Here is an 18,188-nt window from a genome sequence, read left to right on the forward strand (position 1 = left end):
CAGGTTTATGTCTGGATTTATTGAAGATGACGGCTTCGGCCCGGAGCTGCGCAACCTCCGCACGGAGAACCAGAACCTGGGCGAGCGCAATAAGAAGCTCGCCGAACTGCTGAAATCCAGCCGCGACAAGCTCAACGACTTGTATGCGAAGGTGGAGGAGCTGGGCGAGCCGGCCACCCCGTACGGCATCTATCTCGGTGCCTCAACACGGGACATGGAAGCCGAGGTGTACACCTCCGGTCGCCGCATGCGCGTGAAAGTCTCCCCGATGGTGGATATGTCGGCGCTCGTGCCGGGCACGCTCGTGCGCCTAGGTCAGGGCACCGTGATTGTGGAGGCCTGCGGGTTCATGCCCACCGGCAACCTGTACACCATGGTGGAGCGCGTCGGCGAAGACCGTGCGGTGGTGGCCGACCAGCAGGGGCTGGAATCGCTGGTCATGCTCGCCGAGCCGCTGCTGAAAACTGCGCGCGCAGGTGACACCGTGCTGGTGAACGCCTCCGCGGGCTACGCGTTCGAACGTGTGGCGAAAACCGAGGTAAACCAGCTCTCGCTCGAGGAGGTGCCGGATGTCACTTATGCCGACATCGGTGGTCTGCGCTCGCAGATTGAGACGATCCAGGACTCGGTGGAGCTGCCGTTTTCCAACCCCGGCTTGTACGCGCAGTACGACCTGAAGCCGCCGAAGGGCTTGCTGCTGTACGGCCCGCCCGGTTGCGGTAAGACGCTCATTGCCAAGGCGGTGGCGAATTCGCTTTCGCAGCGCCTGGGCGACGGTGGCCGGGCCCACTTCATCAACGTCAAGGGCCCAGAGCTTTTGAACAAGTTTGTCGGCGAGACGGAGCGCCGCATCCGCCTCATCTTCGAGCGTGCACGCGAGCTGGCCTCCGAAGGCACGCCGGTGATCGTGTTCTTCGATGAGATGGAGTCGATCTTCCGTACCCGCGGCTCGGGCATCTCCTCTGACATGGAGACCACGGTTGTGCCGCAGCTGCTCACGGAGATCGATGGCGTGGAGGACATCGCGAACGTGATTGTCATCGGCGCGACGAACCGCGAGGAGCTCATCGACCCGGCGATTCTTCGCCCCGGCCGACTGGACATCAAGGTGCGTGTCTCTCGCCCGGATAAGGAAGAGGCCAAGGACATCCTGGCGCGCTACATCACGCCTGGCATCCCGCTTGCGGGCACGCGAGAGCAGCTAATCGACGCTGCCGCTGACGCCATGTTCGAGCCCCGCCCGTTCGTGCGCTTGGAGCTTGTCGACGGTTCCACGGAGACCCTGTACTACTCCGACTTCGTCTCTGGCGCGATGATTGCCAACGTGGTGAACCGGGCCAAAAAACTGGCTATCAAGGACCACCTGTCGGGCGTTTCTGAGACCGGCATCACCGCAGACCACTTGCGCCAGGCTGTCCGCGACGAGCAGGACGAGAGCGAGGACATGCCGAACACCGCCAGCCCAGACGAGTGGGCGCGCATCACCGGACGGCAGGGCAAGCGCGTGGTTGGCGCTGAGGTGGTGGGGTAGCGGCCCGCGCCACCTGTACCCGCGCCACCCGTACCCGTAGCGCCGCGCCGGATTGCCCGGTGCGGCGTTTGGCGTTTGTAAAGGTACGACCACGAAATGGCTGTTTCGCCGCGAAGGGTCCAGTACAGTAACCCCCATTCCAAACAGTGGGCACATATCCCACACAGTGAGTAGGAGGTTGTATGAGTACGTCAGTTGAACCGGAGTTCACGTCGCAGAAGGACCGCTCGGCCGCGATTGCTGTGGCTGCCTTTCCCGCGTTCATCCTTGCCGGCGCGGCAATTGCATTCTTCTTCCCCGCGCCGTTTCTTCCGCTGACGGACTACATCACCTACTTCCTCATGATCATCATGTTCGGCATGGGGCTGACCCTGACCATCCCGGACTTCAAGGAGGTTGCGCGCCGTCCCGTGCCGGTGGTCATCGGTGTCATCGCGCAGTTTGTCATCATGCCGCTGGGCGCGGTGTTTGTGGCGAAGGTGTTCGGTCTCAATCCCGCGCTGGCGGTCGGCCTGCTCATGCTGGGCTCCGTGCCTGGCGGAACGTCGTCGAACGTCATCGCCTACTTGTCTAAAGGTGATGTCGCGCTCTCGGTGGCGATGACCAGCGTGTCCACGCTCATCGCTCCGATCATGACCCCAATTCTGATGTACCTGCTGGCCGGCGCGAACGTGGAAGTCGACGCAATGGGTATGGCGAAGTCGCTCGCACAGACCATTCTCATCCCGGTCGTCGGCGGCCTGGTGCTGCGCTACCTCCTGGATTCCTGGATGGAGAAGATCTCTCCGATCCTGCCGTGGATTTCCATCCTCGGCATCGGCGGCGTGGTGTTCCCCACGGTTGCGAAGAACCGCGAAGCGTTGCTGGAAGTCGGCGCGATCGTCTTCCTCGCTGTGTTGGCGCACAACGTCTTCGGCTACGCACTGGGTTACTACACCGCGAAATTCACGGGCCAACCGGAGAGCTACCGCCGCACTGTAGCCGTGGAGGTGGGCACCCAGTCCGCTGGCCTGTCCAGTGGCATGGCTGGCAAGTTCTTCTCGCCCGAGGCCGCGCTGCCGGGCGCGGTTGCTGCTGTGCTGCACAACATCACCGGCGCGGTCTACGCATGGCTCGTGCGCCGCACGCCGACGGAGAAGGAACTCGCTGCCCAGCCGGCAGAGCGCACAGACCACGACGTAGAGGTCACCGTCTCTTAGGCCCCGGCCTCTGCCCCCGATGCTGCCGCGGCGACCGCTTGCAACGCCTGCACGAAGTCGTCCGGCGTGAGGTGCGCGAAGCTGAGCACCAGCCCGTCGCCGCCGCCGGACCACAGCGCGGATTCGTGCCCGCACTCCACGCCACGAGCTGTGAGACTGTGTTCGAACCGGGTTCGCGCCGCATCGTCGCCGAAGCGAACGGAGATATCCGCCCCGGAATCATTCATCAGTGCCGCGTGCGCGCCGGAGCCGGCGAGCACGGGCAGCAGCTTCGCTTGGAGCTGGATCCTTCGTTTCGCAAGCTGCGCGTGCGTGGCCTTGGTGTTACGCCTCACGACACCGCTGGAGAGCAGGTTTGCGATCGCCCGTTGTGTCACGGTTGCTACGGGCATGCCCAGTACCGCGCGTGTTTCCCGCAGCCGTGGCGCAAGCTCGGGGGACGCCACCACGTAGCCTGCGGCGAGCTCCCGCGATAGCAGGGTGGAGAAGGTTCCCAGTGTGAGCACGTCCGCAGACGGGGAAAGCGCTCCGAGGGTTGGCTGCGGAGCGATGCGGTAGCGCAGCTCGGCGTTGAAGTCGTCTTCGATGAGCAGGGTGTGCGTTTCGTGCGCCCACTGCAAAAGAGCGCCCCGCCGGGGTGCGGGCATGGCACCACCGTGGGGGTAGAGGTGCGCGGGCGTAACCAACAGTGCGTCGAGGTCGCAGGGCAGCTTATCGACGTCAACCCCGCCGGCATCCGACGCGCATTCCACCAGCGTGTGTCCCAGCATCGGCACCACGCGCCGCAAGCCCGGGTGGCCCGGGTCTTCCACGCCGACCCGAAGTCCGTGGCCCAGCGTGTGCAGCGCCAGCATCAAGCCTTCGCGTGATCCTCCTGTGACCACCACCTGCTGCGGCGCCACCGCCATTCCACGGGCCAGCCTGAGGTGTTCCGCGATTGCCGCCCGCAGCTCGGGTTCGCCCGCCTTATCCACGCCACCGCCCAAGTCGTCGGCCGCGTCGCGCCACGCTTTGCGCCAAGCGGCGGGGCGGACCGCGCCTGCGTTGCCAGGCGAGGGTTTCAAGGAGATACGGGCCCGCGGAAGGCGCCGTGAAAGCGCACCGGTCTGTGCTGTGCTGGGGGCGGCGGTGACTGTAAGGCCCGGATGGATACGTGTCGCCGCGCCCTGCGAGGACAACAGGTAGCCCTCGCCGGCGAGCAGGTCGTACGCGGTAACTACGCTGCCACGGGATACGCCGAGGCGGTTCGACAGGTCACGGGTGGACGGGACCTCGTCGCCAGGCACCAATGCTCCATTCGCTACCTCCGCTCTGATGCCCGCGGCGATCTGGGCGGGAAGCGGCGTCGGCGACGAGCGGTCGATACTGATCATCGTGTACCCCAACTGGTCCAAAGAATGAAAAGCGAACTGGCTCTAGGAATCTACCAGTGGTCGGTCGAAGATGGAGCGCATGACTGATATCAACGAGCAATTCATCGGCGGCGTGATTATGGACGTCGTTACTCCAGAGCAGGCGAAGATCGCTGAGGACGCAGGTGCCGCGGCCGTCATGGCGCTCGAGCGCGTGCCAGCAGACATCCGCGCCCAGGGCGGGGTGGCGCGCATGAGCGACCCTGATCTCATCGAGGGCATCATCGACGCTGTTGATATCCCGGTCATGGCCAAAGCGCGCATCGGCCACTACATGGAGGCAAGGATCCTCGAGCACCTCGGCGTGGACTACATCGATGAATCGGAGGTCCTGAGCCCTGCCGACTACGTCAACCACATCGATAAGCAGGGCTTCGACGTCCCGTTTGTTTGCGGCGCGACCAACCTGGGTGAGGCACTGCGGCGCGTCAACGAGGGCGCGAAGATGATCCGCTCTAAGGGCGAGGCAGGCACCGGTGACGTCTCCGAGGCCACCAAACACATTCGCACCATCAAGGGCGAAATCGCGAGCTTGCAGGCCATCTGGGCGGGCAACCGCGACGAGCTCTTCGTTGCAGCGAAGGGGCTGCAGGCCCCGTACAGCCTGGTCGCCTACGTAGCCGAGCACGGCAAGCTGCCAGTTCCGCTGCTCGTTGCGGGTGGTGTGTCCACTCCCGCGGATGCCGCGCTCATGATGCACCTTGGCGCAGACGGTGTGTTCGTCGGATCCGGCATCTTCAAATCCGGCAACCCCGAGGCGCGCGCGAAAGCAGTGGTGAAAGCCACGAAGAACTGGCAGGACATTGCCGCAGTTACCGAGGCGTCTCGCGGACTCGGTGAGGCCATGGTGGGCATCAATGTCGCGGACCTGCCAGCGCCGCACCGACTGGCCGAGCGCGGCTGGTAGGAGACGGATCGCTAGAGAGAGGAGCCTACGGGCCTAGCAGGCCGATGGGAACGATCCACTCTCGGTCTCCAACTTCGGCTATTGCCCCTGTTGGGGTGATAAGGAGTAGACCAAGGGGAGGTCTTCGAATTGATTCCGCCACCTCCGCCAAACGCGGTGCGGCCACCTTGGCCGCGGTTTGGGAAAGTTTGACCTCGACCCCGATCCAGTTGCCGTCACGAAACTCTATGACGATATCTATTTCCGCCGTCCCGTCCTTCGATCGATAGTGCATCGCAGTTCCGTCAAGGGGTTGGGAGTACACACGTGCGTCGCGAAGCACAAGCGACTCAAAAAGAAAACCGAGGGTGCGGGGATCTAGCGCCAAAGCTGAATGCGATGCACCCATAGCGGCCGCGGCTAACGAGGGGTCGACCAGATGACGTTTGGGAGTCGCACTAAGCCTCGTGGAGGAGCGCCGTGCAGGTGCCCACGGCGGTTGGTCTTCGACGAGGTACATCCTGGTGGCAAACTCATGGAATTGGGATGGGAACCCTTTGCCAACGTCGATGCCGTCATCCCCAAGGCGCTTCTGCACGGTGGTTAAAGGGGCGGGGTGCGCCGTGAGTGTGGCGTAAGCCCGGATGAAGCTCGAGAATCGTTGCGGTGACCGTCTCGGGCCACCAATAATCGGAAACTCGCGTTGGGCAAGGGTATCCATGTATGCCCTGACCAACAGCTCAGCATCCCCAGCGGGTTTGTCCACCCATGCGGGCCAGCCGCCGCGAGTGATCAAGCGGCTGACGCCGTCTATATCGTGGGGGCTCAACTGCTCGCCGTGAACCGGCTCTTGGCCATCAATCAAACGCGAAAGTGAGAAAGAACCAACGGAGTCTCCCGATTCCCAAAGGGACATTGGACGCATCGGCAAATCCATGATCCGGCCCGCTCCAGAGTGGCGGCGCGCTCCGTCGTCCGGCCACGCAGAACCCGATAGAAGGAACTGGCCCGGGGAGGAATCCTTGTCGGCTGCACGTCGCACAGCGCTCCAAAGCTGCGGGGCAAGTTGCCACTCGTCCAGCAACCGGGGCGAATCCCCTGCGAGCAATGCCCCGGGATTGAGGCTTGCTGCCTCTACGAGTTCAGGGTGGTCCGCGTCGAGAAGTAGGTGAGAGGAGCTGACTTGGAGAGCGGTAGTTGTCTTGCCAGTCGCACGCGCACCGGTCACATTAACCGCTGGAGATACCTGGAGATAGCGTTGCAGAAGGGCGTCAACGACTCGAGGCTTATAGGGCAACATGCAGCAATAATACGTAAGATTGGGCGAAGTGTCGAGCTGAACCTGGGCGAAGTGTCGAGCTGAACCTGGGCGAAGTGTCGAGCTGAACCTGGGCGAAGTGTCGAGCTGAACCTGGGCAAAGTGTCGAGCTGAACCTGGGCAAAGTGTCGAGGGGTGCAGCACCCGCTAGGCTGATTACCTATGACGCGCTACATGGGAACCGAGACGGAATACGGCATCATCTGCCCGTCTGACCCGTACATCAGCCCGCTGCTCACCTCGACGCACGCGGTAGTGGCTTACGCCGCGCTGCGCACGAAGGCCCGCACCCGTTGGGACTACGCGGAAGAGGCGCCGCTGCGCGACGCGCGCGGGTTCGACCTGCAGCGGTACCGCACGGTGCCGGTGGTGGATGCGAACGCCATCGGCGTGGCCAACGTGGTCACCGCAAACGGCGCGCGCTACTACGTCGACCACGGCCATCCCGAGTACTCCAGCCCGGAGGTGTCGAACGCGTTCGACGCGATGGTCTATGACGCGGCGGGTGACATCGTGCTCAACAACGCGGCCGCAGACATCAAGCAGCTCTACGAGCAGGGGGTCTCGGTACTCAACCAGCACGAGCCGTGCCCGCCGCTGAAGTTCTACAAGAACAACGTGGACGGTAAGGGCCGCTCGTACGGCAGCCATGAGAACTACCAGTACTCGCGGCACACGAACTTCGAGGTTCTCACGCAAGCGCTTATCCCGTTCTTCGTCACCCGCCAGGTGATCATCGGTGCCGGTCGTGTCGGCATCGGGCAGGCGAGCGAGGAGCCGGGTTTCCAGATCTCGCAGCGCGCGGATTACTTCGAGCAGGAGGTGTCGCTGGAAACTACGCTTAACCGCGGCATCGTAAACACCCGCGATGAGCCGCATGCGCCGGAGGAGGATTTCCGTCGGCTGCACGTCATCGTTGGCGACGCGAACATGAGCCAGTTCTCGAACTTTTTGAAGATGGGTATGACGAAGCTGGTCATCGACGCCATCGAGGCTGGTGTGGACTTCAGCGATCTTCGTCTGAAGGACCCGGTTGCGGAGATCAAGCGGGTCAGCCACGACCCGACGCTGAAGCATGAGCTTGAGCTAATCGACGGCCCGAGGCTCAGCGCCCTTTCCATCTTGGGGGTCTACCGCGAACGCTGTGCGGCGTTGGGCACGCTTGCCGACGTCGATAAGCAAGTGCTCGACATGTGGGCCGACATCCTGGACGATCTTGCGCGCGACCCGCTGTCTACCGCCGACCGACTCGATTGGACTGCGAAGTGGGCGCTCGTGCGGCGCTTCCAGGATCGCGGTGTGGACATCGCCGACCCGAAGCTGCAGGCCATCGACTTGCAGTACGCGGACATCGACCCAGCTTCCTCGCTGTACCACGCGCTGGTGCGCAAGGGAGCGATGCGCACCATGGTTTCGGACGACGTGATCGAGCGTGCTGCTGCGAACCCGCCGGAGAACACCCGCGCGTACTTCCGTGGCAAAGCGGGGGAGAAGTTCGGCGAGTCGCTCGCGGCGTCGAGCTGGCAGACGATGATTTTCGCCGACGGCGAGCAGCTGTTCCGCGTCGAGCTGGACATGGTGGGCGAGCACACGAAGAAGGAAACAGGTGAGCTTATCGACGCTGCCGGTTCCGTCCGCGAACTTCTCGATGGCCTGGCGTTTGTGCAGCCTATTAAGGGGCTACAGTAGACGCATGGCTAACCATCGACAGACCCACGCGCCCGGCAACCGCCCGGAGCGCGAAAACGACGACTTCGATGCCGGGCAGGCCCAGATCAACTCCACCGGCACCGACGAGCTGCTCGACGAGATCGATTCGCTGCTGGAAAACAACGCAGAAGAATTCGTGAACTCCTTCGTGCAGAAGGGCGGGCAGTAACCCGCATGGCGCAAACCTACCCGCGCCGCATCATGGGCGTAGAGACGGAATTCGGCGTCGCGGCTTACGACGGCGCCACGCCCGTGCTCACGCCGGAGGAAATCTCGCGCTACCTCTTCCGCCCAGTGGTAGCCTCCTACCGCAGCTCAAACATCTTTAGCCGTAACGCGTCCCGGCTATACCTCGACGTGGGCTCGCACCCGGAATACGCCACGGCGGAATGCGACTCACTCAGCCAGCTCATCGCCTACGACAAGGCGGGCGAGCTGCTGTTTAACCGGCTCGCGGCGCAAGCCGACGAAGCGCTCGCGCGCGACGGGGTGCGGGGCACCACCAGGTTGTTCAAGAACAACGTGGATTCACAGGGCAACTCTTACGGGGCGCACGAGAACTACCTCATCAGCCGCGAGATCGTGTTGAAGAGCGCATCGCGCAAGTTGCTGCCTTTCCTTATCACCCGCCAGCTATTGTGCGGCGCCGGGATGATTAACAAGGGCCGCTTCGTTATATCTCAGCGCGCGGACCAGGTCTGGGAGGGAATTTCGAGCGCGACGACGCGCACACGACCGATCATCAACACCCGCGACGAGCCGCACGGGGACTCGCGCAGGTTCCGCCGCATGCACATCATCGTGGGCGACTCCAACATGTCGGAGTGCACCTTCGCGCTGAAGGTCGGCTCCACACAGCTCGTGCTGGAGATGCTGGAGGCTGGCTTTGACGTACCCGAGTTGGAGCTTGCGAACCCGATCGACCACATGCGGGACATCGCGGACGACATGACAGGCCAGACCGACCTGATCCTTGACGGCCGCGGCACACTCACTGCACTTGAGGTCCAGCGCGCCTTTATGGATGCCGCAAAGCGGTGGCTCGAGGTGCGTCCGGACGAGGGGACGCCGAACGAAGAACTGGCGCGGGTGGTCGACCTGTGGTCGCGCACTCTCGACGCCATTGAGACGGGCGATTTCAGCCTGGTGGACCAAGAGATCGACTGGGTGATCAAGTGGAAGTTGCTCACCCAGTTCAAACACAAGCTGGACTGCGAGTGGGACCACCCGAAGCTGGCGCAGGTGGACCTCACCTACCACGACATCAACCGCGACCGCGGCCTGTTCTACCTGTTGGAGCGCAAGGGGCTGGCGAAGCGCTGGATCGACGACGCCGCGATCGAGCAGGCCGCAGACCACGCGCCCGCCACTACTCGCGCGGCACTGCGCGGGAAGTTCCTGGAAGCCGTGCGGGAGCACAATGCCTCGCATAATGTCGATTGGGTGCACTTGAAGGTTAACCGGCCGGATCCGCGCACTGTTGAGTTGCAGGACCCGTTCGCCAACACCGACGAGCGCGTGGACAGCCTCATCGAGTACGTGCGGGAGCACGCTGAGAATAACTAAGGGGAAAGCCATGGCCGACGACGCCGTGATGGTTGCCCGCATGGTGGGGCTGACGTTCGCCCTGCTGGCCTCACCCGGCAAACGCACCACCGATTGGGTGCGCGCGCACGTCGACGGTTACGCGGACCGCTCCCGCGACGCGGTTGCTCACCAGATCGAACGCGACGTGGCGGAGCTGCGCAAACTGTGGGTTCCGGCGCACTTCAGTGGCGGTGAGGTATGGGTGGACAAGGACCTTTACGAGTTGCCGGCGGTCGACCTCACGGCGCAGGAGGCCTCGGCGGTGGGGCTCGCGGTGGATCTCAGCCAGCGCGGCACGCTCGGGGCGTTCGCCCGTTCTGGTTGGACGAAGCTCGCGGCTTCCGGTGCGACCCGCACGTTCGACGCCCCGGCGATCGCCAGCGTGTCCAACGACATCACGCAGCTAGATTCCGCCACCTTCGGCGCGATCGTCGCGTGCGTGCGTAACCAGCAACGCATGTCTTTCGATTTCGTGCGTGCCGCCGGCAAAGCGCCGGAGCGGCGCACGGTTGACCCCTGGGGGATTGTGCCCCTGAACAATCGCGCTTACCTGGTTGGTTTTGATGTCGACCGGGGCGATGAGCGCGTGTTCCGCGTGAAAAAGATTTCCGCGGTGAAGAAAGTCCGCGTAAGCGATGACGACGGCGACGAGTTCGTGCCGGCGACGCGGGACCTACAGGAAATTGTGGAGGAGACACTGCGCGGCCCCGTCACCGACGCTGTGGTGACAGTCCTCGGCGACGCGGGTGAAGAGCTCGCGCAGCGCGGCGAACGCGAGGGCTCCGTGATCACCCTGCGGGGCGTGGAGCGCGACTGGGTGGTGCGCACCGTAGCCAGCTTGGCGGGCACCGTCACCGCCATCGAGCCCGCGGACGTGCGCGCGGACGTCGTCGCACTGCTGCGCGAGGCCGCCCGCAACAGCACGGACGTGGCCAAAACGGACGGGGCCAAAACTGAGGAGGACAACGCGTGAGCAAGAGGGACCAGTTGCGCCGCGAGCGGGTCGTGCGCCTGCTGAACCTGGTGGCCTACGCCTCGAAGCACCCGGGGCTGACCCCGATGGAGATTGCGCGCGACTTAGGCAGCGATCCGCATCAGGTGCGCGAGGATCTCGATCTGTTGTTTCTCACCGGCGTGGGCAAAGGCCCGGGCGAGATGATCGACATCGACCACTCTTGGAAAGGCGTGACCATCCTCGACGACCAGGGGATGACCACCCCGTTGCGCCTCACACCAACTGAGGCCAGCGTGCTGCTCGTGCTCCTGGATTCGCTTGAGACGATGCCGGAACTCGTGGACCCGCGCGCGGTGACCTCCGCGGCGGCGAAGATTCGCGCCGCAACTCGGGCGCGCGGGGTGGACGACGCCGAGCATCCCGCTGAGGTTGGGGTCTCCGGCGTGGTGGCCGACGCGCTCACGCAGGGCCGACAGTTGGAGCTGACGTATTACTCGGCGTCCTCCGATGCCACGTCGCAGCGCACGGTCGAGCCGATCAGCCTGTTTCACGAGGGCGGCATGACCTACCTGCGTGCCGTCGAGGCGGGGGCGACGAAGTCGTTTCGCATGGATCGCATCATGGGCGCGCAGCTTCTCGACGCTGAAGTGACTACCCCCGCCACAGACTTCGACCCGGCGGACCCGTTTGGCCTATCCAGCCGCGAGAAGGCGAGCCTGCTTATCCACCCGGACGCGACCTGGCTGGCCGACTACTGGGAGCTCGAGCTCGACGACGCGAGCGCTGCCGAGGGTGAGGGACCGCGCGAGGTCGGGGAGTGGATCCCCGCCAAGATGCGTTTCGGCTCGGCCGACTGGCTGGTTCGCTTCTGCCTCGGGCAGGCCGATAGGGTGCGTCTTATCGCACCCGCGGAGCTCGCCGCGAGGGTGAGTGAACGCGCGAATCGCGCGATTGAAGCGTTAGACTAACGCGGATACCACTTCGTGGCGCGTCTGCCGTCGAATTTTCGAAAGGAATCCAATGCCTAATCTCGGCTGGCCTGAAATCCTCATTATCCTGCTGGTTGTCCTGCTGCTGTTCGGAGCCAACAAGCTTCCGGATCTTGCGCGCTCGATGGGCCGTTCCGCCCGCATCTTCAAGTCAGAGGTAAAAGAGATGCGCAACGACGACGCCGCGGAAGCATCCGTGGAGAACCCGCAGCAGCCGGCGCAGAACGAGCAACACGCGATTGAGTCGCCGGCTGCGCAGGAAACGCGCAGTGCAGCCCAAGAGGCGGACTTCTGGGATCGCCCGGAGAACCAGCCGCGCTAATCCGCCGAAATGGCTTTCCAACGCAAGAGAAAGAAGAACCCGACCGGCGAGATGGCGCTGGTTGACCACCTCAAAGAGCTGCGCCACCGCGTGATCGTCTCGCTCGCGGCCATTGCCGTGGGCACCGTGATCGGGTTCATCTGGTACCAGGTGTCGCCGCCCGGCATCATGCCGCTCGGCGAAATCATCCGCGGCCCCTACTGCAACTTGCCGCAGGAGCTGCGCGCCGACTTCACCGGCGATGGGGAGTGTCGCCTGCTTGCCACCAGTCCGTTCGAGATGTTCATGCTGCGCCTAAAAGTCGGCGCGCTCGCCGGGCTGGTGCTGTCCTCGCCGGTCTGGCTCGCCCAGATCTGGAACTTCATCACGCCTGGACTACTTAAAAACGAGCGTCGCTACACGCTGGCGTTCGTCACCTTCGCCGTCATCCTGTTCGTCTTGGGCGCGCTCCTGGCGTATTTCGTGCTGGACGAAGGCCTCTACGTCCTTATGTCCATGGGCTCAGAGTTCCAGGTCGCGGCGCTTTCGGGCGGGGAGTACTACAACTTCCTGCTGGCGCTCGTGGTCATCTTCGGCGTGAGCTTCGAAGTCCCTTTGATCATCGTCATGCTCAACATGGTCGGCGTGCTGCGCTACGAGCACGTGCGAGACAAGCGCCGTGTGATCATCGTGGGCATTTTCATCTTCGCGGCGTTCATGACCCCGGGCCAAGACCCGTTCTCCATGGTCGCGCTCGCCATCTCCATCAATCTGCTGGTGGAGCTGGCCTTCCAGTTCTGCCGCTTCAACGACCGCAAGCGCAAGCGCGAGCGCCCCGACTGGATGGACGTGGACGACGAGGAGGCCTCCGGCCCGATCGCGGCACCCGAGCCGGTGGGCGCGGGCTCGTCCATTGCCGCCGGGCCCATCGATGCGCCGCAGCCGGTCGCGGCGGCCCGGCCGGTGGGGCGTGCTGGGGGGAGTAAAGTCCGCACCGCAGGCGTCGATAAGCAACCGCCCAAACCCCAACGGCCTTCCATCCCGGATAGTTTCGAGGACGTACTGTAGGGGGCATGTCTTTCCTCCAGGAATTCGCCGCCGCTAAACCCTTCGCTCTCGACGAGTTCCAACTCGAAGCATGCCGTGTGGTGGAGGACGACCGGGGCGTGCTCGTGTGTGCTCCCACCGGCTCCGGCAAGACGGTAGTAGGCGAGTTCGCGGTGGCGCTCGCGCTGTCGCGCGGCACGAAATGCTTCTACACCACGCCGATTAAGGCGCTGAGCAACCAGAAGTACCACGACCTCGTCGCCGAGCACGGCGAGGATGCCGTCGGCCTGCTTACCGGGGATACCAGCATTAACGGCTCCGCGGACGTGGTGGTGATGACCACCGAGGTCTTGCGCAACATGCTTTACGCGGAGTCCGCGCAGCTGGACCGGCTCACGCACGTGGTGATGGATGAGATCCACTTCCTGGCCGACCGGGACAGAGGCGCGGTGTGGGAGGAGATCATCCTCAACTTGGACGACTCGGTGAGCCTGATTGGGCTTTCGGCAACCGTGTCCAACTCGGAGGAGTTCGGCGAGTGGCTTTCCACCGTCCGCGGCGACACCGAGGTGATTGTCACCGACCACCGGCCCGTGCCGCTGAGCCAGTACATGATGGTGGGGCGCAAGATGTTTCCGCTGTTCGAGCCGGGCACGGACGGTCGCGTGAACCGGCAGTTGGAGTACGCCATCGAACGCATCGAGGGCGCCTCGCACGATGAGGGCCGCCGCGACTTCGAGGAAGGCAAAGGGTTTCGTTCCCGCGCCGGCAGCCGCCGCAGCGGGCGCGAGCGCGGCCAGGACCGCTTCCGGCCCGTGGGCCGCCCCCAGGTGGTCTCGGCGTTGGCGGGGCGCGACATGCTGCCTGCGATCGTGTTCATCTTCTCGCGTGCCGGCTGCGACGGCGCACTGTTCCAATGCCTGCGTTCGCGCCAGGTGCTCACCAGCCCCGACGAGCAGGAGCAGATCGCATTGCTTATCGACGAGGGCGTGGCCGGCATCCCCGACGAGGACCTTGAAGTGCTCAACTTCCGCCAGCTGAGAACCGCGTGGACGCGTGGGTTTGCCGCCCACCACGCGGGCCTGCTTCCCGCGTTCAAGCACATCGTGGAACAGCTCTTCGTCCGCGGCCTGGTGAAGGTGGTCTTTGCAACCGAAACGCTCGCCCTGGGCATCAACATGCCGGCACGTACCGTGGTGCTGGAGAAGATGGTGAAGTTCAACGGCGAGGCCCACGTCGACCTCACCCCGGGCCAGTACACGCAGCTGACGGGGCGCGCGGGGCGCCGCGGCATCGACACAATCGGCAACGCCGTGGTGCAGTGGGCCCCGGCGATGGACCCGAACGAGGTGGCTGGGCTGGCCTCTACGCGCACGTACCCGCTCATCTCACAGTTCCAGCCTGGCTACAACATGGCGATCAACATGTTGGCCATGAACGGCTACGAGGACTCCGTGCGCCTTATCGAGCAATCCTTTGCCCAGTTCCAAACCGACCGCTCCGTGGTGGGCGAGGTGCGCGATATCGAGCGACTGCAGCACAAGGTGACCCAGCTGCGCGAAAAGCTGTACGTGGAGGTGGATCAGTTTGCCCCCGACTCCGGTGAGGGGGCGGCTGAGGCGTTGGTGGAGTACATGGACCTGCGCCGCCAGCTCAGCGACGCCGAGAAGCAAGCGCGGCGCGACTCGTTGGATTCACGCCACGAGGAAACCGTGAAGATCCTTGGCCGCCTCCAAGTTGGCGAGGTGATCGCTGTGCCGGGCAAGGGTAAGCCGGAGCTGGCCGCCGTGGTGCAGCCGGCGGGCAAACCGCACGACCCGCGGCCGTGGGTGACCACGGAGCGCGGCTGGTCCGGCCGCATCAGCGCCGACGCGTTCCGGAATCCACCGATCGTGGTGGGGCGCATCAAGGTGCCGCGGCACATGCAGGACCAGCCGCGGCGCCACACCCGCAAAGTGGTGGATATGCTGCACCGCGGTAACTTCCGCGCGCCGAAGAAGATGCGCCAGGAAGCGAGGGTGCGCCCGTCCAAGGAGGTCACCGCGCTGCGCGAGGCGATGCGCAACCACCCGGTGCACGACTGGCCGCCCGCCCAGCGCGAACTGCTCGCCCGCACCGCCGAGGACCTGGTGCGCGGGGAACGCACGCTGGCGAAGCTGTCGCGGCGCGTCGACGACTCCACGGATTCCCTCGGCCGGACCTTCGAGCGCATCATCGGGCTGCTCGCCGAGCTGGATTACGTGGAGATCGTCGACGGCGAGCCGGAGGTCACCGAAGAGGGGGAGAGGCTGTCGCGCATCCACAACGTTTCCGACTTGCTCGTGGCGCAGTGCCTCAAGCGCGGCATCTGGGATGAGCTGGACCCGGCGGAACTCGCCGGCGTGGCGTCGATGGTGGTGTTTGAAAACCGCCGCGCCACAGGTGGGTCGCCGGAGGCCGCCACCGACGCCATGGCGGACGCGATGGGCGACACGATGCGCATTTACAACGAGCTGGTCTCTGACGAGCAGCGCCACCGCCTGCCTGCCACGCGCCTGCCGGACCCGGGATTTGCGCTCGCGTTGCACCAGTGGACCGCGGGTGCCCCGCTGGGCTACGCGCTCGCTGCCGCGGCAGAATCGGGCGCGGAGCTGAGCCCGGGTGATTTCGTGCGTTGGTGCCGCCAGGTCATCGACCTGCTCGAGCAGATTAAGAAGACGGGGTATTCGGAGCAGATCCGCGACAACGCGAACCGGGCGGTGGACGCGATCCGGCGCGGCGTGGTGGCCATCGGCAACTAGCCGCGGCGCAAAAAGAGAGCTCGAGTGCAAACGAGTGCTTAAGCGTGATCTAGAGCGCGCCGAGCACGTCGGGGCGCAGCAGCGACACTGTCGCGATGCGAAGATTACGCCCCAGAGGGTCAAGGATCAGGCTTTGCACACCGACGACACGCCCGTTGACCATCACCGGCCCACCCGAGTCGCCTTTGACCGCGGGCGGGTTCGTGTACACCATACCCGCGGGGCGCACCACGGTTTCCATCCCGCGCGAAATCGCTGCTGGCAGCGTGCCCAGGTAACGGCCGGGGCGCGCAGCTGCTGCCGCGGCCCGCTGGCCGTATCCGAAGGTCACCGTGCGCGCCCCCGGCTTCGGCGGCGGCCCGATACGCAGCGAGGGCGCCACGACGGGGCGGTGAAGTTGAAGCAGCGCGATGTCGGTGCCGGGGAAGGCGCGCATGTGGGTGATGGGTTGCAGGGAGCCGTCGATAAGCACTCGCACCTGCTCAACCGATCTACCGCGCAAGAAGTGCGCGCAGGTGAGCACCCACTCGGGCGCGACGATGGCGCCGGTGCAGTAGCCGCCGGGCGCGCTGATGCGCACCACGGCGCGAGGCAGGGCAGAACTCACCCACGCGATGGTAGCCACCTAGCATGGGACGCATGGCTATTTTCGACGCGTCAACCTACGCCCGGCGCCGCAAGTACTCGGCCGAACTGGCCCGCGTACACGGCCTCGCAGGCCTGATCATCGGCACGGGCTCCGAGTTCGCCTACCTCACCGGATCCTGGGCTTCCTCGCACGAACGGCTTACCGCGCTTACCATCTCTGCGGACGGAAACGTGCGGCTCACTGCCCCGATGACGGATATCGGCGCGCTCGCCGAGCTCGCCGCGGACGACGTGGAGCTTATCGGCTGGCGCGACGGCGAGGATCCGTACGCCATCGCAACCGCGCGCTCGATGCCGCCGGGCGGGTGGGGCTGGGCACCTCGCTGAGCGCTGCGCACGTGTTCGCCCTCCAAGAGCTCCTGCCGAACACCACGCTGGCAGCCGACGCAGCAGCGGAGCTGTTCATGGTGAAAGACGAAGCGGAGCTTGCTGAGCTCGAGCGCGCTGGTGCGGCGATTGACCGCGTGCACGAGCGCGCATCCGAGCTGCTTCGCCCCGGGCGCACAGAGCGCGAAGTAGCCGGGGAACTCCACGAGCTGATCTTGCAGGAGCACGCGCGCGTGGAGTTCGTCATCGTCGGCTCTGGCCCGAACGGCTCGAACCCGCACCACGATTTTTCCGACCGGGTGCTCCAGCCTGGCGACCCTGTGGTGGTGGACCTTGGTGGTGCGCTGGATTCCGGCTACCAGTCTGACTGCACCCGCACCCACGTAGTTGCGGGTGAGCAGCCCCCGGAGGACTTCTCCCGCGCCTACGCGGCGCTCACCGACGCGTTCAACGCGGCCTGCGAGGCGGCCCGCCCTGGCATCACCGCGGGGGAGCTAGACACCGCGGCTCGCGATGTGCTTGAGGCTGCGGGCTACGGCGAACTGTTTACCCACCGCCTTGGCCACGGTATCGGTCTGGCAGGCCACGAGGCACCGTTCATTATCGGCGGGTCCGACGTGGAACTTCGCGAGGGCATGGCCTTTTCCATCGAACCCGGCCTATACAAACCGGGGGAGTGGGGCATGCGCATCGAAGACATTGTCACCCTCACCGACCGCGGCGTTCGCACCCTCAACCACACCGATCGGGGTGTGTGATGGCTGGAGGTGCAATGCCCGGTTCTGTGCTGCTCCTCGGGGCGCGAAGCGACATCGGCGGGGAGATAGCGAAGCGCATCTGCAAAGGGCGCGAGGTAGTGCTCGCGGCGCGGGGTGACGCCGGGCTGGTAGACGTCGAAAAGCAATTGCTCAATGCTGGTGCCGCCAGTGTGCGATTTGTGGACTTTGACGCCACCGACACTGCATCCCACCGCTCCGTGGTGGAGCAGGCGGGCGAGGTGGCCTCCGCGATCGTGGCGTTCGGCATCCTCGGCGACCAGGAGCAGGCCGAGCGGGAAGAGGGTGAAGCCGTGCGTATCGCGGCAGTGGATTACCTCGCGCAGGTATCGATGCTCACCGTGCTGGCCGACGTGATGCAGCGCGGCGAAATCTACGCATTTTCCTCCATCGCCGGGTGGCGGCCGCGGCGCGCGAACTACGTCTACGGCTCGACCAAAGCCGGGCTCGACGCCTTCTGCCAGGGGCTCATGGACCGGCTGCACCCCACGCCGCTGCACCTGATCCTTGCGCGCCCCGGGTTCGTCATCGGCTCCATGACCCACGGCATGAAGCCCGCGGTGATGTCGGTGACCCCAGACGTGGTGGCTGACGCGGTCGTTGCCGCGGCCCAGCGCGGGAAGAGCGCCACAGTGTGGATCCCGCGCAAGCTCGCGCTGCTCGCCGCCGTAATGCGCGTCGTCCCGCGTCCCATCTGGCGCCACATGCCGAGGTAGAAGAGG

At 64.9% G+C, this 18,188-nt stretch carries 17 protein-coding genes; 14 read left to right on the top strand and 3 right to left on the bottom strand.

Features of this window, described 5'->3' with window-relative positions:
• The first annotated feature begins 7 nt into the window (after positions 1–7).
• On the top strand, positions 8–1,531 hold the full coding sequence (gene arc, locus HWX32_RS05225; RefSeq protein WP_175934953.1) for a proteasome ATPase: 1,524 nt from the start codon (positions 8–10) through the stop codon (positions 1,529–1,531).
• Positions 1,532–1,713: 182 nt separating this feature from the next.
• A complete protein-coding gene (locus tag HWX32_RS05230) occupies positions 1,714–2,730 on the top strand; it encodes a bile acid:sodium symporter family protein (RefSeq protein ID WP_175934954.1) in 1,017 nt (338 codons plus the stop codon).
• Here the strand turns inward: HWX32_RS05230 and HWX32_RS05235 are convergent.
• Entirely contained in the window at positions 2,727–4,103 is a 1,377-nt protein-coding gene (locus HWX32_RS05235; RefSeq protein ID WP_175934955.1) for a PLP-dependent aminotransferase family protein, read from the bottom strand. The genes HWX32_RS05230 and HWX32_RS05235 overlap by 4 nt on opposite strands.
• Before the next feature lie 70 nt (positions 4,104–4,173).
• Here HWX32_RS05235 and pdxS point away from each other — a divergent pair, with 70 nt between their 5' ends.
• Positions 4,174–5,049: a pyridoxal 5'-phosphate synthase lyase subunit PdxS gene (pdxS, locus tag HWX32_RS05240; protein ID WP_175934956.1), complete on the top strand. Its 876-nt coding sequence runs from the start codon at positions 4,174–4,176 to the stop codon at positions 5,047–5,049.
• Positions 5,050–5,074: 25 nt separating this feature from the next.
• Here the strand turns inward: pdxS and HWX32_RS11380 are convergent, their stop codons facing one another.
• On the bottom strand, positions 5,075–6,328 hold the full coding sequence (locus tag HWX32_RS11380) for an ATP-binding protein (protein ID WP_175934957.1): 1,254 nt from the start codon (positions 6,326–6,328) through the stop codon (positions 5,075–5,077).
• Positions 6,329–6,508: 180 nt separating this feature from the next.
• On the opposite strand from HWX32_RS11380, the gene dop reads away from it, so the two are divergent.
• From dop to HWX32_RS05285, 8 genes are read left to right on the top strand one after another with little or no spacing between them, the layout of a single operon-like run.
• Positions 6,509–8,035: a depupylase/deamidase Dop gene (dop, locus tag HWX32_RS05250; protein WP_175934958.1), complete on the top strand. Its 1,527-nt coding sequence runs from the start codon at positions 6,509–6,511 to the stop codon at positions 8,033–8,035.
• A gap of 4 nt (positions 8,036–8,039) precedes the next feature.
• A complete protein-coding gene (locus HWX32_RS05255) occupies positions 8,040–8,225 on the top strand; it encodes a ubiquitin-like protein Pup (protein ID WP_075468535.1) in 186 nt (61 codons plus the stop codon).
• 5 nt (positions 8,226–8,230) lie between these two features.
• Positions 8,231–9,622, top strand: a complete 1,392-nt coding sequence (pafA, locus tag HWX32_RS05260; RefSeq protein ID WP_175934959.1) for a Pup--protein ligase — start codon at positions 8,231–8,233, stop codon at positions 9,620–9,622.
• Positions 9,623–9,632: 10 nt separating this feature from the next.
• Complete coding sequence (locus HWX32_RS05265; RefSeq protein ID WP_175934960.1) at positions 9,633–10,616, top strand: YafY family protein; 984 nt, start codon at positions 9,633–9,635, stop codon at positions 10,614–10,616.
• A complete protein-coding gene (locus HWX32_RS05270; protein WP_254868284.1) occupies positions 10,613–11,566 on the top strand; it encodes a YafY family protein in 954 nt (317 codons plus the stop codon). The genes HWX32_RS05265 and HWX32_RS05270 overlap by 4 nt, the downstream gene beginning before the upstream one ends.
• 52 nt (positions 11,567–11,618) lie before the next feature.
• Positions 11,619–11,909 (top strand): Sec-independent protein translocase subunit TatA, encoded by a 291-nt coding sequence (tatA, locus tag HWX32_RS05275; protein WP_075468525.1) that lies wholly within the window; start codon positions 11,619–11,621, stop codon positions 11,907–11,909.
• Positions 11,910–11,918: 9 nt separating this feature from the next.
• On the top strand, positions 11,919–12,956 hold the full coding sequence (gene tatC, locus HWX32_RS05280; protein ID WP_254868285.1) for a twin-arginine translocase subunit TatC: 1,038 nt from the start codon (positions 11,919–11,921) through the stop codon (positions 12,954–12,956).
• Positions 12,957–12,961: 5 nt separating this feature from the next.
• Positions 12,962–15,715, top strand: coding sequence for an RNA helicase (locus HWX32_RS05285; RefSeq protein WP_175934961.1), 2,754 nt, complete (start codon positions 12,962–12,964; stop codon positions 15,713–15,715).
• 49 nt (positions 15,716–15,764) lie between these two features.
• On the opposite strand, the gene HWX32_RS05290 is transcribed toward HWX32_RS05285, so the two are convergent.
• Complete coding sequence (locus HWX32_RS05290; RefSeq protein WP_254868286.1) at positions 15,765–16,322, bottom strand: serine protease; 558 nt, start codon at positions 16,320–16,322, stop codon at positions 15,765–15,767.
• Between the two features lie 32 nt (positions 16,323–16,354).
• Between HWX32_RS05290 and HWX32_RS11385 the strand changes: the two genes are divergently transcribed.
• Genes HWX32_RS11385 through HWX32_RS05300 form a run of 3 tightly spaced genes read left to right on the top strand, consistent with a single transcriptional unit; the run spans position 16,355 to position 18,182 of the window.
• The gene (locus HWX32_RS11385) at positions 16,355–16,690 is read left to right on the top strand and encodes an aminopeptidase P family N-terminal domain-containing protein (protein ID WP_368485898.1); all 336 of its coding nucleotides are present in this window, start codon (positions 16,355–16,357) and stop codon (positions 16,688–16,690) included.
• A gap of 11 nt (positions 16,691–16,701) precedes the next feature.
• Positions 16,702–17,448, top strand: coding sequence for a M24 family metallopeptidase (locus tag HWX32_RS05295; protein WP_368485899.1), 747 nt, complete (start codon positions 16,702–16,704; stop codon positions 17,446–17,448).
• 14 nt (positions 17,449–17,462) lie between these two features.
• A complete protein-coding gene (locus HWX32_RS05300) occupies positions 17,463–18,182 on the top strand; it encodes an SDR family oxidoreductase (protein WP_175934962.1) in 720 nt (239 codons plus the stop codon).
• Positions 18,183–18,188 lie beyond the last annotated feature (6 nt).

It is taken from the genome of Corynebacterium sp. Marseille-P4321 (assembly GCF_903645305.1).
Taxonomy (GTDB): Bacteria; Actinomycetota; Actinomycetes; order Mycobacteriales; family Mycobacteriaceae; genus Corynebacterium.